Consider the following 23,855-nt stretch of genomic DNA (forward strand, 5'->3'; position numbering starts at 1 on the left):
GGCCAGCGCGGGAGTGCGCGTCGATCGCCTCATCGAACCGATCCACCTTGCGCAGCGCCAGGCCGAGGTTGTTCTGCGCCATCGCTTCGCCATGGGCGTCTCCGGTTTGGTGGAAGGCCCGGCCAGCGCGGGAGTGCGCGTCGATCGCCTCATCGAACCGATCCACCTTGCGCAGCGCCAGGCCGAGGTTGTTCTGCGCCATCGCTTCGCCATGGGTGTCACCGGTTTGGTGGAAGGCCCGGCCAGCGCGGGAGTGCGCGTCGATCGCCTCTTCCAACCGACGTGCCTCTTGTAGCGCTACACCGAGGTTGTTCCACGCCTTCGCTTCGCCCTGGATATCACCGGTCCGCTGATGGAGTTCCCGTGCACAGGTGTGGGCGTCGATCGCCTCACCGAACCGATCCACGTCGCGCAGCGCGAGGCCGAGGTTGTTCCATGCCATTGCTTCGCCGTGGGCGTCTCCGGTTTGGTGGAAGGCCCGGCGGGCGCGGGTGTGGGCGTCGATCGCCTCATCGAACCGACGCACCTGACGCAGTGCGGTGCCGAGGTTGTTCCATGCCATCGCTGCCCCTTGAGTGTCTCCGACCTGATGCGCGCTCTGTCGGGCCAAAGTGTGGGTGTCGATGGCGTCGTCGAAGCGGCGCCGCAGCCGCAGGTAGATACTCAGGTACTGGGGCAAGCGGATGGCGGCCCGCGCGCAGTGGGTGTGGTGTGCGGTGCGCACGCACGCCAGGAGGTTGTCGATCTCGGCGTCCAACCACCCCAACGCCTCCTCACGGCCTGGAAACAGTTCGGATGGGGTGTCGCCTTTCAGGGCCCGCAGGTGGTCATCGGCCGCATTGGTCCTAGCCGTATAGAAATCCAGGATCCGGTCCAAAGCCTGGTCGCGGGCGTCAACCACTTCGCCGGTGCTGCCTTGGCCGCCCTCCCCTGTGGGGCGCTCGGTGTTGGTGGTGGGTGGGATCAGGGCACGAGCGTGTTCGGCCACCAGGTCGTGCATCGCCCACCGGTCCTCCGCGGGTGTGGTGATCAGGTGTGCGGCCGCCAACTCCTCCAGTACCTCCTCCACATCCTCCACTTCCAGACCGACCAGGGCCGCAGCTGCGGTGGTGTGGATGTCGTTTCCGGGATTGGAGCCCAGCAGAGCGAATACCCGTACCTCCTCGGGGGAGCGGTGGGCCAGGGAGGCATCGAAAACCGCTTTGAGATCGTGGCGGCCGTCAGTGAACTTGGCCAACTCCCCCAATCGCACCGCCAACCGGTGCGGGGCCAGACGGATCTTGCGGGCCAGCAGAGCAGCGGCGATCTTGAGCGCCAACGGCAGGTACCCGCACCGCTTCGCCAGTTCCCCCAAACCTTCCTTTTGCTCTCGGCGGGGGTCAGTGGAGGGCAAGCCGGCTGTGAGCACTTCCACCGCCTGGTCAGGGGACAGAGTGTCCAGGGTCAAGGCCTGGCGGGAGCCCAGGGGTAGTGCTTCGCGGCTGGTGACCAGTAAACGGTGCCCGCCCGCCCCCGGGAGCAGAGGTTCGACCTGGTCCACGTGGTGAGCGTTGTCGGCCAGCACCAACACCGGACGGTGTCGCTCATCGGCCCTGGCCAGGTCGGCCAAGGCCGAGCGGTAGAACACCGTACGCTCGGCCACCCCGAGCGGCATCTTCTCCAAGTCCGCACCGGTTTGACGCAGCAATGCATCCAGCGCGGCCTCACCGGTCAGGGCTGGTGTGTGGGGGGTGTAGCCGTGCAGGTCCACGAACAGGTAGCCGCTGAACCATCCCTGCTCCCATGCCCGGTGCGCGGCCCGCGCGGCCAGTGCGGTCTTGCCGACCCCGCCCATGCCGGCCACCGCACAGACCACCACCGCACCCGACCCATCATCACCGCGGTCGGAGCCACCTGTGGGGTCCAGAAAATCCAGCAGCTCCTGCATCTGCTCGTCGCGGCCCACGAACCCACCCACCACCATGGGAAGGCCCTGCAACGCCTTCGGCAGCGTCTGCTCCTGCTGCACGACCGTGTGGTTGGTGATGGTCGTGGTGGTGTTGGTGTTGCCGACGCCGCCCTCGACACGGTTGGCCTGCACTGCAGTGCCCGACACATCATCGGTGATCGTGTTGGCCGTACCGTCAAGCGTCCGCTTCCATCCCATCCACTGATTCTTGCGTCCCTGCAGGCGTTCTGGGCAAGTTTTCGCGGACAAGAAGTCCGGTCGCGACGCCGACTGCCCCGAACTGAAAACGTGCCTGGCCTACCTGCGATCCGACGACACCCTGGTGGCGGCCTGCCCAGACCGGTTCTCCCGCTCCCTGACCGACCTCATCACCCTGGTCGACGGCCTGCTCCGTGCAGGGGTGGGGTTTCGGTCCCTGCACGAAGCGTTGGCCACCACCATCCCGGGCGGGCGGCTGGTGTTCCACGTGTTCGCCGCGCCGGCGGAGTTCATCCGCGAGCTCATCGTGGAGGGCACCCGCGAGGGTTCGGAGGTGGCCCGCGCGTCCGGTGAACACCTGGGCCGCGCGCCTGCTCGGAGTGATCAGGTCGATCCTGTACAAGCACCTACCGGAACTAGGCAGTGTTTTTGGACGGGTCAGGTCGCGGAGCCAGATCCGGATCGAGGCCACCAACACGATCCCGTCAAAGGTCTCGACCCGCTTGTCGTAGCAGGACGCGACCGCCCGGTTCTGCTCGAGCAGATCGCTACACCGCTCCACGGCATTGCAGCCCCGGCAGGCGTCTCGGTCGAAGACCGGGGCCTGCCGCCCGCCGATCCCTTACAGCGGCGGTTCTCACGCCGGTCCTTGGGGTGCGCGATGGTCGCCTTGATCTTGCCCGCCCAGGCGGCCGACCGCCGCCGGGCCGTGCACACCTCCGCTTCCGCACGGCGCGAACACCTGCTCCCACTGCGGCGTTCCGCCCCGCCCGGGTGCGCCCCCGCCCGGAACCCCCGACCGCCCGCTCCAACCCCGCCTGTCAGGCACCCTCCGGCTGGTCGGCCAGGTGGGCGTTGATCCGGCCCAGCAGCGCGAACAGCCGCGCACGCTCCTCACCGTCGAGCGGCGCCATGACGTGCTCGTTCACCCCGTCGAGGACGCGGTCGAGTTCGGCGAGGCGGCGTTCGCCCGCGCCGGTGATGGTGATGACGTTGCGCCGCTTGTCCGCCGGGTCGGGGGCGCGGCGGACCCACCCGCCCTTCACGAGGTCGTTGAGGACCGAGACGAGGTCGCTGGTGTAGATCCGGGTGCGGCCGGAGAGGTCCGCCTGGCTGGCGTCGCCGAACTCCGCGAGTGCGGCCAGCACCATGAAGTGGTTCTTGTGGGCACCCACCGCGGCGAGCGCGTCGCTCGCGACGCGGCCCGTCTGGACGGCGGTCATCCCGAGGAGGCGCGAGAGCTGGCCCCTGAGCCGGGCCGGGGTCTCGTCGCCGTGGTCGAAGCGCAGCTCGTCTCCGGTCTCCATGCCGACAGGCTACCGGCTTGCGTTAGTGCCACTAACGATCTAAATTCATTAGTGCCACTAACGTTAGTTCCACTAACAAACCGGAGGACCTCCCATGACAGGCACCGACACCCTCGTCCGCGAACTCGCCGACCGCGCCGAGCTGGCCGACCTGGTCGCCCGCCACAGCCTGTGGATCGACGAGGGCCGCTACGACGAGAGCGACCGGCTCTTCACCGAGGACGTCGTCGTCACGTCCCTCCGCGGACGGGCCCGCGGCATCAGGGCGCTCGTCGAACTCGTCCGCTCGCGCCACGACGACTACGCCCGCACCCTGCACAACAAGTCCAACCTCGTCATCGAGATCGACGGCGACACCGCCGCCGTCCGCGCCCACGACATCGCCGTGTTCGTCATGGACGACGAGTCCGAGGCCATCGCGGCCGCGGTCCACCGCTACGGGGCGCGCCGCACCGGCGACGGCTGGCGCTTCGACCGCCTGGAGATCACCCCGGTCGCGCTGACCGCGGCCCTCGATCGGGCCCTCTAGGGCACGGGCACCGCGACCGGCGCGGGGGCCGCGAACCCGCCCCTGTTCCGCTCCTCCCCTCCCCCGCCCGCCCCGCTCCCGCCCGACAGGGCCGCGCCCACGACACCAGCACGGGGAAACCCGGTGGCGTCCGGAGCGCGGATCGGCGAAGCTGGGCCGCATGGTCTCGGTAGTGCAGAATGTGGCGATCGACTGTGCGGATGCCTATGAGCTGGCCCGGTTCTGGAGCGGGGTGACCGGCCGCCCGCTGCATCCGGAGGACGAGCCGGGAGAACCGGAGACTCAGGTGATGCTGGCGGAGGGCCCGGTCCTGCACTTCAACCAGGTGCCCGAGCCCAAGACGATCAAGAACCGGATCCACCTGTGCCTGCGGCCCGAGACCTCACGCGACCAGGAGGTGGAACGGCTCCTGGGCCTGGGCGCCGCCTTCGTCGCCGACCACCGGAACCCCGACGGTTCGGGCTGGGTGATTCTCGCCGACCCCGAGGGCAACGAGTTCTGCGTTCTGCGCAGTGAGTCCGACCGGGCCGCCGCGCACCCCTGACGGGCTCCGGCGACGGGGGCACGAAACCGGGACCGGCGCACTCGGTCCCGGAGGCGGGCCGCGCCGGCCCGGCGGGTTCCACGGCGTTCGCGACGCCGCCGTCGGGCCGGACGGGCCCTCGGGGGTCCCGCGTGCGGGACCGGTCTTTAGCTGCGGATGTTGATGTCCACGCAGGCGTAGAAGGCGTTGGCCGTGTCGGCGATGTTCCACCGGGCCAGCAGCTTCTGCCGCCCGCTGTACCCCGACAGGTCCACGGTGTGGCTGAACGACCACGGCGGACGGGCGCCGTTGTCGTTGAACACGGCCACCCGCTGGTTGCCGATGAAGTACTCCCAGGTGGACGTGGAGTGCGCCGCCGTGATGGTCCAGTTGAAGGTCTGGACCCGGCTGACGTCGGTGACCCGCCAGCCGTGGTTGTCGTTGTTCAGTTCGGAGAAGCGGCCGACACCGCCGTCGCACCGCATGAGCCCCTTGGGGCCCTCGACGCTCTGCGGCTCCCACTGGATGCCGCCGCACTGGACGATGCCCGCGGCGCACTGGGCCTGGCGGCTCATCGGGTTGGAGATGTAGCCGTGGGCACTGGCCGTGCCCGTGGGCATGAGGCCGAGGAAGAGGGTGGTCGCGGCGGCCACTGCCGCCGCCGCGCGGAAACGGTGCTTCTTACGGGAGGTGTCGGACGTGAGGGTCGGCATGGTGCGGGTCCTTCGGTCGTGGATCGCGTCCCGGCACCGCGGAGGCCGGGAGGTAGCGGGAATCCATTGGGGGGGGAGTCCCGGGCCGGTACCGGCCCGGGGCGAAGGCGAGCGCTCGGAACTGCGGAGGTGTCGGAGGGGCCACGGGCTCCGAGCCGCGGGGAGCGGGCGCCCGGGATCCCTCTGCCTCAGGGGTTTCCCGCCCGCGGGGGCCGGTAAGCGGCCCGTGACGAAGCGTCGGATCCGCTGGTGGGCGGCGGGACCGGACCGCCCACAGGACCAGTGGGCGCCCTGCGCACGGCGGTACGGGCGGGTCCGCCGGGCACCGGCGAACCGGAACAGGAAGGATTCCGTCCCATTGCGTGGGTGGTTCGCACCGACGGGCAGTGGACCAATCCGGCCCGGGCCGGTCGGCCCCGGTAGACCTCACCGGAAGGCCACATTTTGCTTCCCCGGCCCGGTGTCCGCCCCGGAGCGGCGGCCGGGGCCGGAGGCCGCGCGGGAGCCCGGCCGGAACTCCGGCCGGGGCCGCGCACGGGAGCCCCGCGGAGAACGCACGCGGGCCCCGGCACCGCGTCGAACGCGGTGCCGGGGCCCGGCGGCGTGCGGACCCGTCAGGCCGCGGGCTCGGTCTCCACGACCGCGTCCGGGCAGGACTGCGCGAAGCCGAGCAGAGCCTCCCGCTCGGCGGTGTCGACCGACAGGCCCCACCGCGTCTTCACGGTGGTCCACTCGGTGACGTACCGGCAGTGCGCCTCCGCGGAGGCGGGCATCCACTCGGCCGGGTCCTGGTCGGCCTTGCTGCGGTTCTGGCGGGCGGTGACGGCGACCAGGGCCACCGGTTCGCCCAGGTCGTTGGCGTAGTCGCGGCGCCGGGCGGTCGTCCACTGCGAGGCGCCGGAGTCCCAGGCCTCGGCGAGCGGCACCATGTGGTCGATGTCCAGCGCCCGGGCCTCGGTGACGGTCTCCCCGTCGTAGTAGGAGGACCACTCCCCGCCGGAGATCCGGCACCGGTCCCCGACCTCCGGCGCGACCACGGCCTCCTCCAGCAGGACCTCGGACCGGGTGTTGCACCCGTTGCGGTCGGCGTCCACCCAGTGGGGGAAGAGCGAGCGGTCGTAGCCCTCCCGGGCCTCGTCGGCGACGGGCAGGGCGGCCACCGCCGCGGCCAGGGGCAGGGGGACGGACACGGCGGTCTCGTGGGCGTGGGCGGGGGCGTTGGCCGGGAGTGCCACGACCGCCGCCAGAACGGCCGGGGCGAGGGCGGAGAAGCGTGCGAGCAGGGACACGGAAGAGCCTTTCGAGGTCGATCACTTTCTGTGACGGCAGGGTGATTCTCCGGTAAGGAGTCGGGCGGGGGCGGGCGACGCGCGAGGGGCGGCCGTATCCTCCCGGAATGACCGGGGCCCTCTCCCACCCCGGAAAGGGAGGTTCCGGGCATGGCCCGGGGCCGGGCGGGTAGTCGGCACCCATGGCGGACGGTTCCCGACTCTTCGCCGCCGGAGGCGAGCCGACGGTGGTCTCCGACCTGAGCGGCCTGGCGGACCTCGTCCGCGACCCGCGCCCGCTGTACCTGCGGTACTCCGAGGGCCCTGAGCGGGACGCCTGCATCACCAGCAAGGACTACGAGAGCGGACTGGACCTGCCCGGGCTGTCGGCGACCCCGCTGACGCCGGAGCCGTGGTGGACCCGCCCGCTGGAGGACTGGCTCGCCCGCCAGGTGCGCAAGTACGCCTCGCTGGCCGAGGAGGACTCCGACCGGCACGGGTGGGCCCTGCGCGGGCGGGTGGTCGCCCGCGGCCCGGACCACGAGCCGCTCCTGGACCGGGTCGAACCGGTCGCCCGCCTCGCGGAAACGGTCATGGAGGAGGCGCTGGAGAGGTACCGGCTGCGGTTCTCGGCGGGCCGGGGGCCCAACGACGAATGAGCCGGCGGGGCGCGGCACGTGCGCCCCGCCGGTCCCGCGGGCACTGCTCCCCGGCCCGCCTTCCGCCCCTCCCCCGCGCCGCCCTCCTCCGGTGCGACCCGTACTCCGACGCGTCTCCCCTTCGGTGTGCGCCCGCTCCGGCACGTCTCCGCTCCGGCGCGCGCCCGCCCCGGTGCGGTCCCGCCTCAGCGCGTCCGGTGTGCCCGCGCCCCGCGCTCCCACGCCCGGGGTGTTCCCGCGCCCCGCGCTTCAGCGCGCCTCATGGCTCAGTGCGCCCCGTGCTTCAGCGCTCCCCGTGGCTCAGTGCGCCTCGTGCCAGCGGCGGGGCAGCGACCCGTGGTCGACCCCGATCTCGATCCGGTCCTCCCGCACCGCGATGACGTCCTCCCACTTCACGTAGCGTTCGTGGCGCCGCAGCCAGCCCAGCAGGTGCTTCCACGGCGTGGACGGCTCCAGCGAGTCCCCGTACCCGAAGCGCCCGGCGAGCGCGGAGCGGCCCAGGACCAGCCCCAGGACCGTGTAGACCCCCTCCTCGTGGCGCACGACGATGTCCTGGACCGAGCCGGCCTCACGCCCGTCCCGGTCCACCACCCGCACCCCGAGCAGCTCGCCCGCGCGCAGCCGCCTCACCGCCGGCCCCCGGGTATCCGGCAGATGATGTGCTCCGCCACCCAGGTCTCCATGGGACGCATGCCCGGCGGCGCCGCTATGGACAGGACCGTGGAGGGATCGAACTGCTCCACGTCCTCCAAACGGATGAGCGTGGGCTCCTCGTCGGGCGGCCGCAGCCTCCCCAGGAGCACCTCCCAGGACCGGCCCAGGCGCCCGGCGATCCTCGGGCCGAGGGCCGCGGTATCGCTGACCAGGGCCGTCATCGTGGGCGGCTCCCCCTCACGCCACTCGAACTCCACGTCGTCGACCTTGCCCACGTTGTCGCCTTCGGCGTCGACGATCTGGCGGTCCAGGACGGTGAACCCGATCCGGAAGACGGAACCGCCCCCTCCGTCGGACATCTCATTGACCCGCTTTCGTGTAGACCATCAGGGGGATGGCGGCCAGGGAGACCGCGGACAGGAGCACCAGGTAGACCGACCCGAGGACGTTGGTGAAGCGCGAGTTGACGCGGTCCCCGAGATAGGAGCGGTCGTTGGCGACGACGAAGATCGGCAGGTAGGTGAGGGGCAGGGCGGCGGCCGACAGCACCAGGCTGTACTCGGTGACGGTGATCGGATCGACGCCAGTGAGGACGAAGAGCGTCCCCGCCAGCAGGCCGCCCAGGATCACGAGCTGGAAGTAGGCGGCCCTGCGGGGCGGCAGCTCCTTGCCCCACTGCCACCCGAAGTACTGGGCCACCGCGTACCCGGCGGCCAGGCCCGACTCCAGCGAGGCGCCGAAGGTGGCGGCGAAGAACCCGAGGATCGCGATGACCACCCCGATCTTGCCCAGCGAGGAGACGACCGGGAGGGCCACCTGGCCCAGGTCCGACACCTGGATCCCGGCGGGCAGGAGCGCGACCGCGGCGCAGCCCATGATCGCCAGGGCGAGCAGGCCCCCGAGGGGGAGGCCGAAGAAGATGTTGACGCGCGCCGTGGCCAGGTCCTTGGGGGTCCACTTCTCCTCCACGCCGCTGGAGGAGAAGAAGAGGACGGTGTAGGGGGTCATCGCGGACCCGAACAGGGCGATGGCGTAGTACCACCAGACCGCCGTGCCCTCGTCCGCGGGCGGGGCGAACGCGAGCGCGTCCTCCAGCAGCACCCCCCAGTCCGGCCCCAGCCGCCACAGCGCGACGCCGAACACCACCAGTGCCAGGCCCATGAAGCCGTAGATCTTCTCCATCCGGTCGAACGGCACGCGCCAGAGCACGATCCAGACGAGGGCGGCGGCCACCGGCACCCACAGCAGGTAGTGGATGCCGCTGGCCAGTTCCAGGGCCAGGGCGATGCCGCCGAGCTGGGCGGCGAAGGTGAGGAGGGTGATGAGGTAGGAGGCCAGCAGGTTGGCGAGGCCGACCCGGGGGCCCAGGCGTTCGCGGACCAGGTCGAAGGTGCCCCGGCCGGTGGTGGAGGTGACGCGGGCCGACATCTCGGTGAACAGCATCAGGCCGACCAGCCCGAGGGGGATCACCCAGGCCAGGGTCATGCCGAAGCGGGAGCCGACGATCGAGTTGGCGACGAGGTCGCCGATGTCGAGGAAGCCGCCGACGGCGGTGAGCAGGCCCAGGGTGAAGGCCGTCAGCCACCTCATGAGAGCTCCCCCTCGAGGCGTTCCAGGGCGTCGGCCGTCTCCGTGAGCAGGCGCGCGGCCTCGGCGACCCCCGCGGAGTCGTCCCTGCGCAGGGCGATGCGCAGGTCGGCGAGGGCGTTGACCGCGTCGTCGCACAGGGGGACCAGGCGGGCGCGCAGGAGGTCGGACTCGGCCGAGGGGGGCTGGATGATCCCGTAGGTGTCGGCGATCGAGCGGGCCGCGGACTCGGCGTCCCAGGCGACCGTCTCCAGGTAGGGGGAGAAGGCCTTCCCGTCCCGGTGCGCCGCGGCGACCAGGACGCCGGAGTTGACGGCGGAGAGGAGGTCGGTGACGGTCTGCCCGGCGGAGGCCCGGTGGGCGTCGGTGGTGGGGGTGGGGGCAACGCAGCCGGTGAGCGCGAGCACGAGGAGGGCCAGCGCGGCGAGGAGTCCGCGGACCGCCGGCGTCGGGGGCCACCCGCCTGAGGTGCGCACACGGGGCGCGAGGGTTTCCAGCACCCTTCGACCATAGCTCTGAGTAACGGTTTTATCGCTTATCGCAACCGGGGGTTCGGGGAAGTCGCGGCCGGGCTGTCCGGACCTCATAGGGGGCGGCCCCTGCACCGTCCACAGCGCGGCTCGGATGCGTCCCTTTCCTCCTTTGCGCCTTTGAAGGGGGTTCCCGCCGTGAGGGCGCACCGGCAGGACCTCCCACACGCGGTCCGGTCGCCGTAGCGTGGAGCGCGTGGACGACAGGACCGGGGTACGGGGCGGGCGTTCCCGGTGTGTCGCCGGGCGGAACGCAGGCCCGGGCCGGCGGCGGGTACCGAGGCTGCGGTCCGCACGCCTCCCGGCGAGGAGCACCGGCGCGGGTCGGCCCCGGGCCGGTTCACGGAGCACTCCGCCCTGCCGGAGAACGGCGGCGCCCCCGCGACGGCCGCGGCCCGGCCCGATCACGTCGCCGACGACGACCACACCCGCACCCGCACCCGCACTCACGACACGACCACGGAGGACTGAGCATGCACACCAGAACACTCGGCCGGGGCCTGGAGGTCTCCGCGGTCGGGCTCGGCGCGATGGGCATGTCCCAGAGCTACGGGCCCAACCCCGGCGACCGCGACGAGATGATCGCGGTCCTGCGGTCCGCCGTCGACCACGGGGTCACCTTCTACGACACCGCCGAGGTCTACGGGCCCTACGACAACGAGGAGCTCGTCGGCGAGGCGCTGGAGCCGCTGCGCGACCGGGTGGTGATCGCCACCAAGTTCGGCTGGGACATCCGGGACGGCCGGATGGTCGGGCTGGACAGCCGCCCCGAGCAGATCCGCCGGGTGGCCGAGGCGTCCCTGAAGCGGCTGCGCACCGACGTGATCGACCTGTTCTACCAGCATCGTGTCGACCCCGCCGTGCCGATCGAGGACGTCGCGGGGACCGTCGGCGAGCTGGTCGCCGAGGGCAAGGTGCGCCACTTCGGCCTCTCCGAGGCGTCGGCCGCCACGATCCGGGCCGCGCACGCCGTCCACCCGGTCACCGCGGTGCAGAGCGAGTACTCGCTGTGGACCCGCGACCCGGAGGCGGAGGTGCTGCCGGCCCTGGCGGAACTCGGCATCGGCTTCGTGCCGTTCAGCCCGCTCGGCAGGGGGTTCCTCACCGGTGCCGTCGACACGTCCACCGCCTTCGCCGAGGGCGACATCCGCCGCGGGGTCCCGCGCTTCGAGCCGGAGAACCTCGCGGCGAACCAGGCCCTCGTGGACCAGGTGAAGGCCCTCGCGGCCGCGAAGGAGGTGACACCGGGGCAGATCGCCCTGGCCTGGCTGCTGTCCCGGCAGCCGTGGATCGTGCCGATCCCCGGCACCCGCCGGACCTCCCGCGTCCGGGAGAACGCCGAGGCCACCGGGGTCGCCCTCTCGGCCGACGAGCTGGCGGACCTGGACTCCCTGACCCGGCGGGTCGGCGTCCACGGCGACCGTTACAACGAGCTGCACATGGGCTATGTGAACCGCTGACCCGGGCGGCCCCCGACCCCGGCTCGCGAGAGGGCCCCGCCCTCCGGGGGTACCGGAGAGCGGGGCCCGATGGTGCATCCGGCCGGCCCGCTTCCGCGGGTCCGCCCGGGTGCGCGGTAGGCAGGCCGTCACTCCTCCCCGACACGCCCCCGGTCCCGAGCCCGGTCTCAGGGCAGCTGGTCCAGGAACCAGGTGGCGAGCTCCTCGCTGACCAGGGCGTGCATCTCGTTCCGCGAGGCGAGCTTGACGGCGTCGAAGGGCGTCTTCTCCAGCTCCTCCTCGCTGAGCGGGGTGTACAGGTCCTCGTGGGTGGCCGGCTCGCGCGCGGCGACGGCGCTGACGGCCGGGACGAAGCAGTGCTCGCGGACCGGGACGTCGACCTTGAAGTCCAGCAAGGCCGGGAGCGCGTTCAACGCGTCGGCGAGGATCCCGAAGCCGGGCAGGGTTCCGCCGGGCGCACCGTCGGCGTCGGGCAGTCCGCTGGTGCGGATCTGGCGGGTGGGCAGGGTGACCACCCGGAGCTTGGCGGCCGACTGGTCGTCACCCTCGGCCTGGGTGCGCAGCTCGGTCCCGGTGACGGCCAACCCCTTGCCGACCACGGCCTCGGCATCGGGGCCCACCCCGTTGCCGGCACCGGTGGCCGGGCCGTTCGCCAGGGCGATCAGCCGGGGCTCCTGGGGCCAGTTGCCGACCTCCTCCAGCGCGCGCAGGAACGCCCGGCGCTTCTCACTGGCGGTGGGCTTGTCCTTCCAGCTCGCGATGTGCCTGGTCAGCAGTTCCTGGGAGGCCGGGCTGTTGATCTGGTCCGAGAAGCGGCCGTCGAGCTTCTTGATGTAGTGCGCGAACGCCTGCAGGGGGACCGGGATCCAGGCACCGGTGTGCGGACTGTCCCAGGAGAAGTAGAGCCGTGCCTGGTGGTCGGTGCCCGTCGTCTCCATCTTGGCGAGGGCGTACCGCGTGACCAGGCCGCCCATGCTGAAGCCGCCGACGACCGGCGGGTGGTCGCCCACCCGGCGGTCGTTCGCCTCGGTGACGGCCGCGATCACCGTCTCGGCGTTCTGGAGGATCGGGGCGCTGCGCTCGTGGTAGCCGACCAGGACCACGTCGCGGCCCCGGCGGCGGAGCTCGCTCAGCAGCGGGAACGGTCCGTGCTCCAGGAGCTCCCAGGTGAGGGCGAGGTCGCTGGGGCCGGAGCTGAAGCCGTCCGCGATCAGGACCGGGCGGGTGAGCCCGCTGTTGCCCTCACCGTGGTAGACCCAGGCGGTGCCGTAGGGCAGGTCCCAGATGTCGTCGGGCTCGGGCGGGGTGTGATCGGTGGTGCGGGGGCCGGGCGCCAGGATGATCGGAGGAGCGGCCTGCAAGGCCTCGGCGGCCTGCTCTTCGGTGGTGCTCACGAGCGTCCCTTCCTTTGTTCCGGGCGGGCGCCGACCGCCCGCCGCGTCCCGGTCATCGTCACTCTCCGTTCACGGATTCGCGGGAGGACAGACCGTCGACGTCCGATCAGTAGGTCAAGGCGGGCGCTTGGCAACGGTATGGGCGGCTACAGCAGCCGCATCCGCAGGGGATCCGGCCGACCGTAGGCCCCCCTTGCGGTCCGACCGAGTCCAGGGTGGAGGTCGGCCTCGCCGGCGGCGGCGCATCCTTCGGGGCGCATATGCCGCGCCGCGCCCTCGGTACCGGCCGCGGCGTGGCGGCCGCCATGGTCCCGGTACGGCCTCAGCCGTCCGCCGGGCCCCGGCCGCGAATGGCGGCCTCGATGCGAAGGCCCACCGCCAGCAGGGCGAGCACCGGCACCGCCAGCGTGGTCCAGTGCGTCGGGGCGACGATGTGCAGCACGAACATCACGGCGCACAGGCCCAGGAGGCCGTTCGCCGCCGCCTCGACACCGGTCGCTGGAACGCGGGTATCCCCCGCACGCTTTGTCATGCGGCCATTGTGGCCGTGCCCGGGGCGGTCTCAGCCGGCGGGTTTGCGTTCGGTGCCCGGCTTCTCCCCGTCCTGGTCCGCCTCCGGCTCCGGGGCCGAGGGGCACCCCGACCTGTACGCCCCGGTACGGGCGGAGGTAGTGTCACACCAAACCGACTGTCCGGTATGTTACTGGAGCCCCCCATGGAAACGGCACTTCGGATCTGCCCGCTGTGCGAAGCCACCTGCGGCCTCACCCTCACCATCGACACCGGCCGGGTGACGGCCGCCCGCGGCGACCGCCGGGACGTGTTCAGCGCGGGGTTCGTCTGCCCCAAGGGCGCGACCCTGCCCGCCCTCGACAACGACCCCGACCGCCTGCGCCGCCCCATGGTGCGCGAGGGCGGGCACTGGCGCGAGGTCGACTGGCCCGAGGCGTTCGCCGCCGTCGACGCCGGGCTCTCCGGGGTCCTGCGCCGCCACGGCCGCGACGCGACCGCCGTCTACCTGGGCAACCCCAACGTTCACACCCTGGCCGGACAGCTGTACTCGGGCCTGCTCGCGCGCACCCTGGGCAGCACCAACGTCTACAGCGCCAGCACCGTCGACCAGATGCCCAAGCACGTCTCCTGCGGGCTGATGTTCGGCGACCCGCTGGCCATCCCCGTTCCGGACCTGGACCGCACCGACCACCTGCTCATGCTCGGCGCCAATCCGGTGGAGTCCAACGGCAGCCTGTGCACCGCGCCCGACTTCCCCGGCCGGCTCAAGGCGCTGCGCGCCCGCGGCGGCCGCCTGGTCGTGGTCGACCCCCGGCGCACGCGCACCGCCGACCTGGCCGACGAACACGTCCCCGTCCGGCCCGGGACCGACGCCTACCTGCTCTTCGCCATGGTGCGGACCCTCTTCGCCGAGGGGCTCGCGGACCCGGGGGCGCTGGCCGGACACGTCGAGGGCCTGGCGGAGGTCCGCGCCCTGTCCGAGGAGTTCACCCCCGAGGCCGTCGCATCCGTCTGCGGCGTGGACGCCGACCGCATCCACGCCATGGCCCGCGACCTGGCAGCCGCGCCCACCGCCGCCGTCTACGCCCGCGTGGGCACCACCACCGCCGAGTTCGGCACCCTCACCAGCTGGCTCGTGGACGTGCTCAACCTGATCACCGGCAACCTCGACCGCCCCGGCGGCGCCCTCTTCCCCCGCCCCGCCCACCGCCCGGCCGGAGCCGGCCGCAGCCGCCCCTTCCGGCTCGGGCGCTGGCGCAGCCGCGTGCGCGGCCTGCCCGAGGCCAAGGGCGAACTGCCCGCCGTGACCCTCGCCGACGAGATCGCCACCCCCGGCACCGGGCAGGTGCGGGCCCTGGTCACCGTGGCCGGGAACCCGGTGCTGTCCACCCCCGGCGGCGACCGCCTGGACCGGGAGCTGGCGGGCCTGGAGTTCATGGTGAGCGTGGACCCCTACCTCAACGAGACCACGCGGCACGCGCACGTCATCCTCCCGCCCGCACCGCCGAGCCGCACCCCCCACTTCGACCTCGCCTTCGCCGAACTGGCGGTGCGCAACACCGTCCGCTACTCCCCCGCGCCCCTGCCCCTGGGCGAGGGGGAGGCCGACGAGTCGCTCATCCTGCGCCGGCTCGTGCAGATCGCCGCCGGCCAGGGGCCTGACGCCGACCCCGACGCGGTGGACGAGGCCGAGGCCGCCCGGCTCCTGTCCCGCGCGGTCGCCGACCCCGACTCGTCCGTGTACGGACGCGACCCCGCCGAACTGACCGCCGCGCTGTACCCGGGCACCTGGTCCGAACGCCGGATCGACCTGCTCCTGCGCCTGGGTTCCCACGGCGACGCCTTCGGCGCCCGCCCCGGCGGCCTCACCTTCCAGAGCCTGCTGGACGCGCCGCACGGTGTGGACCTGGGACCGCTGGACCCCCGCGTCCCCGAGATCCTGTCCACCGCCTCCGGCCGCATCGAGGCCTGCCCCGCACCCGTGGCCGCGGACGTGGCCCGCCTCCGCGAGGGCCTGGCCGCGCGCCGCGACTCCCTGGTGCTCGTGGGCCGCCGCCACCTGCGCTCGAACAACAGCTGGTCGCACAACGTCCCCCGGCTCACCGGCGGCAGCAATACCTGCACCCTGCACGTCCACCCGCAGGACGCCGCCCGCCTGGGCCTGGCCGAGGGCGCCGAGGCCACCGTGCGCAGCGCCTACGGGGAGGTGAACGCCCCCGTGGAGCTCACCGACACCGTCTCCCCCGGTGTGGTGAGCCTGCCGCACGGCTGGGGGCACGGCCTGCCCGGCACCCGTATGGCGGTCGCCGCACAGAACCCGGGGGTCAACGTCAACGCCGTCACCGATCCCTCGGTGGTGGATCCGCTCTCGGGCAACGCGGTCCTCAACGGCGTCCCCGTCGCGGTGCTCCCCCTCGGCTGACCGGCACGGCAGGCGGGGCGGGGCGACCGGTCCGGTACGGGCGGCGTGCCCGCGGTGGCGCCGGGACCGCTCCTCGTCGGACGCGGGCCGTCGGAGGGCCGTCCACCGGTCCGCTCCGCCCGGGCGGGCAGCGGCCCGGCAGGACCGCAGCCCCGGGGCCGGGCAAAGGTCCGGCGGGGATCGGTCGCCCGGTGGCGGGGGCGCGGCCCCGGGCCGTCAGCCGGGTGGCCGGTCGGACTCCCCGAGCCGATCGCGCACCAGGTCCAGGACCTCGCGCAGGAGGCGGGAGACGTGCATCTGGGAACAGCCCAGGTGCTCGGCGATCTGGGCCTGGGTGAGATCGTCGAAGAAGCGCAGGCGCAACAGGGCGCGGCCCCGGTCGTCCAGGCCGGCCAGCACCGGCTTGAGGGACTCGCGTTCCAGGACCAGCTCGTAGCCCGTCTCCTCATCGCCCAGGCGGTCCTCCAGACGGGTCCCGGCCTCCTCGCCCTCATCGTCGGGCTCGGTCCGGTCCAGGGACAGGCACTGGTAGGCCTCGGACGCCTGCAGCAGCCGCCGCACCTCCTCATCGGACAACCCCAGCAGCCCGGCCAGTTCGGCCGTGGTGGGCCGGCGCCCGTGTTCCTGCTCGAAGTCCTCCGACACCCGGCGCAGCCTGATCCGGTTCTCCTGGTGGCAGCGGGCGACCCGCACTGCCCAGGTGTGGTCGCGGAAGTGCCGCTTGATCTCGCCGGTCACGGTGGGCCGCAGGTAGGCCAGGAAGGGCGTGCCGCGACCGGGATCGAACCCGCGCACGGCCTTGACCAGCCCCACCATGGCGGCCTGGGTGACGTCTTCCAGGGGCTCGCCCCTGCCCCGGTAGTCGCGGGCGATCCGGGAGACCAGGGGCACGAACTCCTCCAGGAGCCGCTCCCACAGCTCCCGGGCCTGGGGCGCGTCGGGCGCCAGGGCGTGCAGCCGGGCCAGGATGTCCTCGGCCGAGCCCTCCTCGAAGCCGTGGGAGTCGACGGGGCGGCGTGGCCGCGGTACCTGGACCGGTGCCGTCGCGGTCGGAGTCGGAGTCGGAGTCGGGGTGGCGTGTGCTGCGGGCGGGACCAAGAAAACCCCCGGTGCTGTGTCCTGCGTGGAACTCGTCCCTGCGGGTGGACAGGGCCGGCCGGTATCTCCCCGGCCGCACCCACCACCCGTGTGACACATGAGGCCCAAGGGGGGATCCGGTGAGCCTGACCCTGCCCGGAAAAATCCCCCCGAAGCGCCATAGAGACGGTTTTCTCCCCTGAGCACCTCAGGCCCGTCACGTGTCGCGGCCGGCGCCCCGGGCCCGGAACCGCCCCTTGGATCCGGGGCCGGGGCGCTCACCGTGCGGGTCATCCCCGGAACACGCGCGGGCCGCACGGCCGTCCCGCCCGGACCGGGCACGCATCCGTTCAACGGCGCCCGGACCGGTCGAGGCCCGCCCACGGTAAGCACTCGGCGGCGCCGGGTCCCGGACCGCGGGCGGCGTGTTCGAAATCGGCCGTCCGAGCAGGACGGCGGGCCGACGTGACCGCCCTGCGCGACACCCGCCCGCGGCGCCCCGCGCAAGGGGCCGGCGGCGGAAGCAGCAGAGCCGGAAAGCCTTCGGTCGGCTGGGGTCGTGCGGGGCCTTGCCCGGATCGGCCGGCGGACTCGCGTCGGCGCCGGGGCTCTCCTTCCCGCTCCGGTTCCGGGGCGGATCGGAACGGCCCCGGCCACCGCCGGATGGGCCGTATCCCCGTCGGTGCCCGGTCGACCCGTCCCGGGGCCGGCGCCGCCGTGGTCACGGTGGGGCCGTGGGGGTGTCCGCGCCGCCGAACACGGCCCTGTCCGGCGGCGACCGGCACATCCGGGTTCAGGCGGGTGCGACGACCTCTGCCTGGCAGGCGAAGCACATCAGCGTGTACTCCACCACGCGCCCCTGATCGAACCGCTGGCCCGCATGGACGGTGTACTCGTCGCACTCGGGGCACGACCAGGGGCCGGACTCGTCCTGCTTCGCCGAAAGGATGATGCGGTTCCACTCGTCATCGTTCATCCCGGGAGCCTACTGCTCTCCCAGGACATCGGCCGGGGCCGGGACACCGGCTCCCCCGAGCTCCGGATCCGCGACGATTGCGTGCACGTCGGCCCGGAGTGCGGCCCCGAAGAGGGCACGCGTGGAACGCGCGAAAGCGCGGAACCGGGTCAGCCCGGCTTGCGCTCGGTGCCGGGCCTGTCCGCCTCCGGCTCCGACTCGGGCTCGGGGACCGGGTCGATCGGGTTCCAGGGCACCCGACCGCCGACACTCGGTCCGCCACCCTTGGATCTGCGCATGAGAGGCCTCCTTCCCGGGGGTCCGGTCCGCCCGCTCGGGAACGGCCTACCCCGCGCCGACGGCGGTCAGGCCCACCTGGCCGGGACAGGCCATGGCCCCTTCCCGGTTCACCTCGGCAGCCTCCCCGCAGGGCCCTCTCCCCCGCGGCGCACGTTCAATCACCGCCCCCTCCGTCTCCGCCGTCACCGCTGACGCCGCCGTAGCCGTCGTAGCCGGACGCATCTCCGGAGCCGCCGCCGTAGCCGGAGCCGGAGTCACCGCGGCCCCGGTACCGCTCGCGGTACCGCCGCAGCATCCGCTGCTGCCGGTTCCACACCTGCCTGCTCATCCCCGGAGGGCGCCGGGGGGTGTCCGGTTCGTCCCAGCTCAGGAGGATCATGAACCCGAGCACCACGATGAACGTCACGACGATGACCACCAGGGTCAGCAGGCCCTCGAAGACCGCGCCGACCGTGTCGACCACGTCGCCGAGCGCCTCCCGGGCGCCGGGATGGGAGACGACCCCGACCGAGGCCAGGAACACGGACCCGACGGCGGCCCCCAGCGCGACCGTCAGGAGTTCACGGATGCGGCCCCGGTGGCGGGCCCGGTCCAGGCCGTCGGTCGCCCAGATGCACCCCGCGCTGACGAGCGCCTCCGCGACCAGTAGCACCAGGAGGACCTTCGCGCCGGTGCTCTCCGGCCGCGCGAGCACGAGCACGAACAGGCTCGCGCACACGTTGCCGCCGGCGGCGACGGCCGCCACCTGGGTGAGCACGTCGTTGCGTTTCTCGAGGCGCTCCTCCTCGTGGGAACCGGTCTTCTTCTTGTGGAAGCCGACCACGTCCCACAGCGCCCAGGCGCACGCGAGGGCGCATCCGGCCGCGACCAGCAGCATCGGCGACGTGGACATGGCGGACCTCCCCGGCGTGGCGGTGGTCGGTTCCTACCCGGCCCCGCCCCGCCGACGGCCGGCGGCGGTGGCCGGATCAGGACGGGAGGGCGGGCGCCGGGTGCCTCCGGGGCCCGGGCCCTGGCACGGGAGGAGACCCACGCCCCTCGGTGCCGGCGACGGCCCGGCCTTCACACCTCCGCCTGCCGGGCGCGGCGGGCGCGGAGCTTGTGCCGGTTCCCGCAGCGCTCCATCGCGCACCAGCGGCGCGCGCCGGGGCGGGAGGAGTCCACGAACACCAGCGGGCAGTTGTCGCCCGCGCACTCGCGGATGCGGTGGGCGAGCGGCCCGGACAGCAGGTCGATCATCTCCCGGGCCATGCTCGACAGCGCCTGGCCCGCCCGCACCGGCCGGGCCCAGCCCACGGTGGTGCCGTCGGCGGCGAGTTCGGGGGTCAGCGGCGCCTGCGCGGCCGCCGCGTTGATCGCGGCCACCGCGGCGGCGTCGGGCGCGCGGTCCGCCGCCCGGTCGTGCGCAGCAATCCAGATCGCCTGGCGCAGGGTCTTGGCGGCGGCCAGCTCCTCGTCCGTGACGGGCTGCGTCACCACCACGCCCAGCGCCGGATGGGCCAGCCATTCGGCCAGGTCGGAAGGGTCGTGCAGGGTCTCGAAAACCGCGTAGCGGCCCTCGCCGCCCGTGTGGGCGAAGTCCAGGCACAGGGCGCCGGCGTCGAAGCGGAACGACCCGCCCTTGGGGTCGTTCAGGACGCGTCCGGTTGTGCTCGCTCGCATGAAACCAGTATAACTGGTGTCACTTGGACACCGGTTATAGCGGTGTCCCGATCGGAAGGGGCGACACATGCCCGTACGTCACATCAACCCCGAGGGCCTCCACCGCAGCCCCGCGTTCAGCCAGGCCGTGGTCGTCGAGCAGCCCGCGAAGACCATCTACATCGGCGGACAGAACGGCGTCGACGCCGACGGCAAGGTCGTCGGCCCCACCGTCGGGGAGCAGGCCCACCAGGTGTTCCGCAACCTCGCCGCCATCCTCGAGAGCGAGGGGGCGGGCCTGGGGAACATCGTGCACTGGACCATCGCCGTGGTCCAGGGCCACTCCTTCGACGAAGGGGTGGCCGCGTTCCAGCAGGTGTGGAACCAGGCCGACCCGCCGCCGGCCATCACGGTCCACGTGGTGGCCGGCCTGAACCCCGGGTGCCTCGTCGAGATCGACGCCGTCGCCGTCGTGTGACACCGGCACCCCGCCCTTGACCGCGCCCGGCGTCCCCTCCGGCGTTCCCCTCCACCGACGAAGAACCAGGAACATGACGAACAACGTCGAGGGGCCGCCCGCCGGGCGCGTCCCCGTGCACCCGCCCGGCGCCGTATGGCCGGTCATCGCGCTGGTCTGCCTGGCGCAGTTCATGATGGTCCTCGACGCGGCGATCGTGAACGTCGCCCTGCCGGCCATGGAATCCGACCTCGGCCTGGGCACCGCGGGGTTGCAGTGGGCGGTCAACGCCTACCTCCTCACCTTCGCCGGGTTCCTCCTGGTCGGCGGCCGGATGGCGGACCTCTGGGGACGCAGGCGCACCTTCATCGCCGGACTGGTCGTGTTCACGATCGCGAGCCTGGTCGGCGGGTTCGCCACCACGCCGGGAACGCTGATCGCCGCGCGCGCCGCCCAGGGGCTCGGCGCCGCCGCGGTCTCCCCGGCCACGCTGACGATCCTGACCACCGCGATCCCCGCCGGTCCGGCGCGGGCCCGGGCCATCGCCACCTGGGGAGCGGTCGGCGCCATCGGCGGAACCGCGGGGTCACTCGCGGGCGGGCTGCTCACCGACTACCTGTCGTGGCGCTGGACCCTGCTGATCAACGTGCCGATCGGGGCGGTCGCGATCCTCGCCGCGTTGTGGCTGCTCACCGAGAGGCGGGCTCCGGGGTCCCGCGGCCTCGACCTGGCCGGCGCGGTCGCGGTGACGCTGGGACTGTCGGCACTGGAACTCGGGCTGCTCCAGACCCCCCAGCACGGCTGGGGATCGGCCCGCGCCCTGGTCCCGCTGGTGCTGGGCATGGCGGCCCTGGCCGTGTTCGTGCTGGTGCAGGCCCGGTTCGCGCGGGCCCCGCTGCTGCCGCTGCGGATCCTGCGGTCGCGCTCCGTCTCCGGCGCGCTCCTGGTGCAGTTCTTCCTGGGGGCCGCGGGTTTCGCGGTCTGGTACTTCCTCTCGCTCCACATGCAGCAGGTACTGGGCTACAGCGCGCTACAGGCCGGCCTGGCGTTCCTGCCCCACACCGTGGCCGTCATCATCGCCTCCAAGGCCACACCGCGGCTGGTCGAGAGGTTCGGCCTGCGTCCGCTGCTGGTCGCCGGGGCGCTGATCTCGGCGGCCGGTTTCGCCTGGCAGGCGACGATCACGCCGGACAGCGGCCTGCTCGCTGGCATCGTGCTGCCCGGCGTGCTCATCACCGGAGGTCTGGGGCTCACCTCGGCGCCGATCGCCATGGCCGCCACGGCCGGGGCCCGTCGCGGCGAGGAGGGAGCGGTCTCCGGCGTCCTCAACTCCTCCCGCCAGGTCGGCGGATCGCTCGGGCTGGCGGCGCTGACCACTCTCGCCGCCTCCCAGGCGGGCGCGCCCGCCTCGGGATACGCGCCGGCGTTCGCGGCCTGCGCCGGCCTGGTGGCGGCCGGTGCGCTGTCCGTGCTCGCGCTGCCCGGACCGTCGGCGGGAGGAGGCGAGCGGGCCGAACCCGCCCGGTGACCGATAGAGTGTGCGGGAGGCCTCCGTCCGGATCGATCCGGGTGGAGGTTTTTTCGTATGAGCGAACTGAGCATTCGACCGGTGGGCCCCGGGGACCGTTCCGCCCTGGAACGGCTGTGGCCCCTCTTCCAGCACGACCTGTCCGAATTCACCGGTGCGCTGCCCGACGCGCGGGGCCGCTTCCGCCGGGAGCGGCTGGACCTGGCGCTGGACGACCCCGGCTGGTGCGCCTACCTGTTCCGGCTGGGAGAGGTCCCCGCCGGGTTCGCCCTGGTGCGGGCGCTCGACGAGGAGGAGCGGGTGCTGTCCTCGTTCTTCCTGCTCCGGCCGGTGCGCGGGCGCGGGCACGGACTCGCCGCGGCGGCCCGGGTGCTGCGGGCGCACCCCGGCCGGTGGGCGGTGTACTACCAGGAGGCGAACCGGGCGGCCGCCGCGTTCTGGCCGCGGGTGGCCGCCGAGGTGGGCGCCCCCGGGTGGGAGGCCGACGAGCGGCCGGTCCCCGGCCGCCCCGACCTTCCACCGGACCGCGTCGTCCGCCTCCGGGTCGGCGGATGACCCCGGCCCGCGGCCCGTCCCCGCGCGGGGTTCACTGCGTCTACCTGGAGACCAGCGGCAACGCCGTCGGTCCATCCCCGCCTGCGCGGAGCTGACGCGCCGTCGAAGTACGCCAGACGCGCCGGTAGGGCCCATCCCCACGGGCGTGGAGCTGGCAGATAATGGCCTGGGGCGACGCGAGGCGTCGGCTCCGCGTTATGGGGTCGGCGGGTGCCGACGGCCGCCCTGAACACCGTCGCACATGGGGCTTCAGCAGCCCAAGAGGCGGGGCGCCGACGACCCGGAACACGACTACACGCCCAAGGTCGGGTGGTCGAAGTAGCCGCGGCCGTCCGGGTCACCGGGGGACACCGCAATGGAAGCCGCCGTACCCAGGTCGGCCACGTCCACCTCATCACCCCGACCTCCGGGATACACCGCATGGAACGTGCCCGCTACCGCCAGGTGTACGGGCAGCGGCCGGCCGACACAGGCGTGTAGCGGATCACCGCCGATCTGCGATCCCTCGCGAAGGATCGCCAGGAGCCGCTGGTGCTGCTGTGCTTCGACCGCCTGGCGAAAAGGGAGGGCCGGTGCCATCGCACCGTGTTCTCCCGTTGGTGGCACAGAGCCACCGGCCAGGAGGTACCCGAGCTGGGCGCGGTCGCTCCGCCCCTCCGTTGATGCTGTTCTGACCTGTCGGAAGACCGGCAGGGCAGGGAGCGTCCCCTGCCCCGTTTTGCTCACACTCTGGATATCCGTTCCCCTCGACAGGTCGCCGGGCGTGGGCGGACAGCGAACTGATCGGTCTTCCCAGGCTCTTCTGACCACCGACCGATCCGGTCTGTCCCTGTCCATGGCAATCTCCAGGGCCGATACCCACGATGGCCAGGCCCTCCCACCCCTGGCCCAAGGGATTCCTCCCCTCTATTCTCGACGTGGGCCAGACGATGTCGCATGGCCAAGCTGCACGGCGACAAGGGCTACGGCCACGACCGCCGGCTCCGGCAACAAGGGATCGTCCATCGTTCGGCTCGCACGGGTGTGGAGTCCTCGAAACGGTCGGAGCTCCACCGGTGGCGCGTCGTACGCACCCTGGCGCAGCCGGACGGATGCCGCCGTCTGCACCGCCGCCACCGGCCGACCACTTCCCCTCCTTCACCGGCATCGCCAGCACCCTCATGTGGTACCGCGGACTCACCAAATGAGATGAGATTTTAGGGCGACCCACCAATCCGAACACGTGCCGCCTGGAAATTCATCCCCTAGTGACCCTGCGCAAGACCCCAGCCGCTTCGTGTCTGCTTTGTGACCTATGAGCCACAGGCAAACGCAGCCCACCGAGAAATAGAGGCTGGTTTTCCAGCGCACACCCTTCTCGTGAATAGAATTTTTATTCCGGGCGAACTGGACTTCTCACATGGAGTATCGGCTCCAATCAGGCCCGCTTGGTCCCGTGTTCTCCTTCATTGTGCTTCTGCACCATTCGACTTCCCACTCCGAATCACGCTACCGTCACAAGGGCTCGAGTTCCCGCGGCGCGGGAGCGACATGCCCACCCGTTCAAGCCCTCGGAATCGGTGAATCGGGACACCGGTCGCGATCTGATCTTCTGCCACGAAAGGGACGCCATCCACGAAGTCGGCGACCCCGGACCG

At 72.5% G+C, this 23,855-nt stretch carries 25 protein-coding genes and 1 pseudogene; 10 read left to right on the plus strand and 16 right to left on the minus strand.

The features are described 5' to 3' along the window. Positions 1 to 2,146 (minus strand): tetratricopeptide repeat protein (locus tag ABZ249_RS00075; RefSeq protein ID WP_355254968.1); only part of this gene is annotated, 2,146 nt, incomplete at its 3' end. A gap of 10 nt (positions 2,147 to 2,156) precedes the next feature. On the opposite strand from ABZ249_RS00075, the gene ABZ249_RS00080 reads away from it, so the two are divergent. Then, complete coding sequence (locus ABZ249_RS00080; protein WP_355254971.1) at positions 2,157 to 3,005, plus strand: recombinase family protein; 849 nt, start codon at positions 2,157 to 2,159, stop codon at positions 3,003 to 3,005. On the opposite strand, the gene ABZ249_RS00085 is transcribed toward ABZ249_RS00080, so the two are convergent. After that, entirely contained in the window at positions 2,968 to 3,453 is a 486-nt protein-coding gene (locus ABZ249_RS00085) for a MarR family winged helix-turn-helix transcriptional regulator (protein ID WP_355254974.1), read from the minus strand. The two genes, ABZ249_RS00080 and ABZ249_RS00085, sit on opposite strands and share 38 nt — an antisense overlap. A 94-nt stretch (positions 3,454 to 3,547) precedes the next feature. On the opposite strand from ABZ249_RS00085, the gene ABZ249_RS00090 reads away from it, so the two are divergent. Both ABZ249_RS00090 and ABZ249_RS00095 read left to right on the plus strand, forming a co-directional pair. Further along, the gene (locus tag ABZ249_RS00090) at positions 3,548 to 3,982 is read left to right on the plus strand and encodes a nuclear transport factor 2 family protein (RefSeq protein WP_355254977.1); all 435 of its coding nucleotides are present in this window, start codon (positions 3,548 to 3,550) and stop codon (positions 3,980 to 3,982) included. A 160-nt stretch (positions 3,983 to 4,142) separates the two neighbouring features. Further along, positions 4,143 to 4,526: a VOC family protein gene (locus ABZ249_RS00095; RefSeq protein WP_355254980.1), complete on the plus strand. Its 384-nt coding sequence runs from the start codon at positions 4,143 to 4,145 to the stop codon at positions 4,524 to 4,526. Between the two features lie 146 nt (positions 4,527 to 4,672). On the opposite strand, the gene ABZ249_RS00100 is transcribed toward ABZ249_RS00095, so the two are convergent. Together ABZ249_RS00100 and ABZ249_RS00105 are read right to left on the minus strand one after the other, a co-directional pair. After that, positions 4,673 to 5,218 (minus strand): lytic polysaccharide monooxygenase auxiliary activity family 9 protein, encoded by a 546-nt coding sequence (locus ABZ249_RS00100; protein ID WP_355254983.1) that lies wholly within the window; start codon positions 5,216 to 5,218, stop codon positions 4,673 to 4,675. Positions 5,219 to 5,832: 614 nt separating this feature from the next. Beyond that, positions 5,833 to 6,501 carry an HNH endonuclease family protein gene (locus ABZ249_RS00105; protein ID WP_355255986.1) on the minus strand — a complete coding sequence of 223 codons (669 nt, stop codon included), beginning with the start codon at positions 6,499 to 6,501 and terminating at the stop codon, positions 5,833 to 5,835. 188 nt (positions 6,502 to 6,689) lie between these two features. On the opposite strand from ABZ249_RS00105, the gene ABZ249_RS00110 reads away from it, so the two are divergent. After that, positions 6,690 to 7,145: a DUF6098 family protein gene (locus ABZ249_RS00110; protein WP_355254986.1), complete on the plus strand. Its 456-nt coding sequence runs from the start codon at positions 6,690 to 6,692 to the stop codon at positions 7,143 to 7,145. 300 nt (positions 7,146 to 7,445) lie between these two features. On the opposite strand, the gene ABZ249_RS00115 is transcribed toward ABZ249_RS00110, so the two are convergent. The 4 genes from ABZ249_RS00115 to ABZ249_RS00130 are packed head-to-tail and all read right to left on the minus strand — an operon-like array spanning position 7,446 to position 9,886. Further along, positions 7,446 to 7,775 carry a PRC-barrel domain-containing protein gene (locus ABZ249_RS00115; protein WP_355254989.1) on the minus strand — a complete coding sequence of 110 codons (330 nt, stop codon included), beginning with the start codon at positions 7,773 to 7,775 and terminating at the stop codon, positions 7,446 to 7,448. Further along, the gene (locus tag ABZ249_RS00120) at positions 7,772 to 8,158 is read right to left on the minus strand and encodes a hypothetical protein (RefSeq protein ID WP_355254992.1); all 387 of its coding nucleotides are present in this window, start codon (positions 8,156 to 8,158) and stop codon (positions 7,772 to 7,774) included. Before ABZ249_RS00120 ends, ABZ249_RS00115 begins: the two co-directional genes overlap by 4 nt. A 1-nt stretch (position 8,159) precedes the next feature. Continuing rightward, positions 8,160 to 9,389 carry a divalent metal cation transporter gene (locus ABZ249_RS00125; protein ID WP_355254995.1) on the minus strand — a complete coding sequence of 410 codons (1,230 nt, stop codon included), beginning with the start codon at positions 9,387 to 9,389 and terminating at the stop codon, positions 8,160 to 8,162. Continuing rightward, positions 9,386 to 9,886, minus strand: a complete 501-nt coding sequence (locus tag ABZ249_RS00130; protein WP_355254998.1) for a hypothetical protein — start codon at positions 9,884 to 9,886, stop codon at positions 9,386 to 9,388. The genes ABZ249_RS00125 and ABZ249_RS00130 overlap by 4 nt, the downstream gene beginning before the upstream one ends. Positions 9,887 to 10,389: 503 nt before the next feature. Here ABZ249_RS00130 and ABZ249_RS00135 point away from each other — a divergent pair. Continuing rightward, positions 10,390 to 11,376, plus strand: a complete 987-nt coding sequence (locus ABZ249_RS00135; RefSeq protein WP_355255001.1) for an aldo/keto reductase — start codon at positions 10,390 to 10,392, stop codon at positions 11,374 to 11,376. A gap of 167 nt (positions 11,377 to 11,543) precedes the next feature. Here ABZ249_RS00135 and ABZ249_RS00140 read toward each other — a convergent pair whose 3' ends face one another. Next, a complete protein-coding gene (locus ABZ249_RS00140) occupies positions 11,544 to 12,770 on the minus strand; it encodes a hypothetical protein (RefSeq protein WP_355255004.1) in 1,227 nt (408 codons plus the stop codon). Between the two features lie 322 nt (positions 12,771 to 13,092). Then, positions 13,093 to 13,302 (minus strand): hypothetical protein, encoded by a 210-nt coding sequence (locus tag ABZ249_RS00145; protein ID WP_355255007.1) that lies wholly within the window; start codon positions 13,300 to 13,302, stop codon positions 13,093 to 13,095. Positions 13,303 to 13,485: 183 nt separating this feature from the next. Between ABZ249_RS00145 and ABZ249_RS00150 the strand changes: the two genes are divergently transcribed. Continuing rightward, a complete protein-coding gene (locus tag ABZ249_RS00150; protein ID WP_355255010.1) occupies positions 13,486 to 15,705 on the plus strand; it encodes a molybdopterin-dependent oxidoreductase in 2,220 nt (739 codons plus the stop codon). A gap of 216 nt (positions 15,706 to 15,921) precedes the next feature. Here the strand turns inward: ABZ249_RS00150 and ABZ249_RS00155 are convergent, their stop codons facing one another. From ABZ249_RS00155 to ABZ249_RS00175, 5 genes are all read right to left on the minus strand, one after another. After that, complete coding sequence (locus ABZ249_RS00155) at positions 15,922 to 16,803, minus strand: SigB/SigF/SigG family RNA polymerase sigma factor (RefSeq protein ID WP_355255013.1); 882 nt, start codon at positions 16,801 to 16,803, stop codon at positions 15,922 to 15,924. A 772-nt stretch (positions 16,804 to 17,575) separates the two neighbouring features. After that, positions 17,576 to 17,758, minus strand: a complete 183-nt coding sequence (locus tag ABZ249_RS00160) for a hypothetical protein (protein ID WP_355255016.1) — start codon at positions 17,756 to 17,758, stop codon at positions 17,576 to 17,578. Between the two features lie 149 nt (positions 17,759 to 17,907). Beyond that, positions 17,908 to 18,036: a hypothetical protein gene (locus ABZ249_RS00165; RefSeq protein WP_355255019.1), complete on the minus strand. Its 129-nt coding sequence runs from the start codon at positions 18,034 to 18,036 to the stop codon at positions 17,908 to 17,910. Between the two features lie 155 nt (positions 18,037 to 18,191). Further along, positions 18,192 to 18,929, minus strand: a complete 738-nt coding sequence (locus ABZ249_RS00170; RefSeq protein WP_355255022.1) for a hypothetical protein — start codon at positions 18,927 to 18,929, stop codon at positions 18,192 to 18,194. A gap of 170 nt (positions 18,930 to 19,099) precedes the next feature. Next, positions 19,100 to 19,699, minus strand: a complete 600-nt coding sequence (locus ABZ249_RS00175) for a CGNR zinc finger domain-containing protein (protein ID WP_355255025.1) — start codon at positions 19,697 to 19,699, stop codon at positions 19,100 to 19,102. 67 nt (positions 19,700 to 19,766) lie between these two features. On the opposite strand from ABZ249_RS00175, the gene ABZ249_RS00180 reads away from it, so the two are divergent. The 3 genes from ABZ249_RS00180 to ABZ249_RS00190 all read left to right on the plus strand — a co-directional run bounded on the left by ABZ249_RS00180 (position 19,767) and on the right by ABZ249_RS00190 (position 22,218). After that, positions 19,767 to 20,156 (plus strand): RidA family protein, encoded by a 390-nt coding sequence (locus tag ABZ249_RS00180; protein ID WP_355255028.1) that lies wholly within the window; start codon positions 19,767 to 19,769, stop codon positions 20,154 to 20,156. Between the two features lie 73 nt (positions 20,157 to 20,229). Then, a complete protein-coding gene (locus ABZ249_RS00185) occupies positions 20,230 to 21,663 on the plus strand; it encodes an MFS transporter (RefSeq protein ID WP_355255031.1) in 1,434 nt (477 codons plus the stop codon). Positions 21,664 to 21,720: 57 nt separating this feature from the next. Continuing rightward, the gene (locus tag ABZ249_RS00190) at positions 21,721 to 22,218 is read left to right on the plus strand and encodes a GNAT family N-acetyltransferase (protein ID WP_355255034.1); all 498 of its coding nucleotides are present in this window, start codon (positions 21,721 to 21,723) and stop codon (positions 22,216 to 22,218) included. Between the two features lie 291 nt (positions 22,219 to 22,509). On the opposite strand, the gene ABZ249_RS00195 is transcribed toward ABZ249_RS00190, so the two are convergent. Further along, a complete protein-coding gene (locus ABZ249_RS00195) occupies positions 22,510 to 22,797 on the minus strand; it encodes a hypothetical protein (RefSeq protein ID WP_355255037.1) in 288 nt (95 codons plus the stop codon). Between the two features lie 205 nt (positions 22,798 to 23,002). Between ABZ249_RS00195 and ABZ249_RS00200 the strand changes: the two are divergent. After that, positions 23,003 to 23,405 (plus strand): annotated as a pseudogene (locus ABZ249_RS00200) (IS5/IS1182 family transposase); the annotation flags it as partial. Positions 23,406 to 23,855 lie beyond the last annotated feature (450 nt).

This window comes from Nocardiopsis sp. NPDC006139 (assembly GCF_040614155.1).
Taxonomy (GTDB): domain Bacteria; phylum Actinomycetota; class Actinomycetes; order Streptosporangiales; family Streptosporangiaceae; genus Nocardiopsis; species Nocardiopsis changdeensis.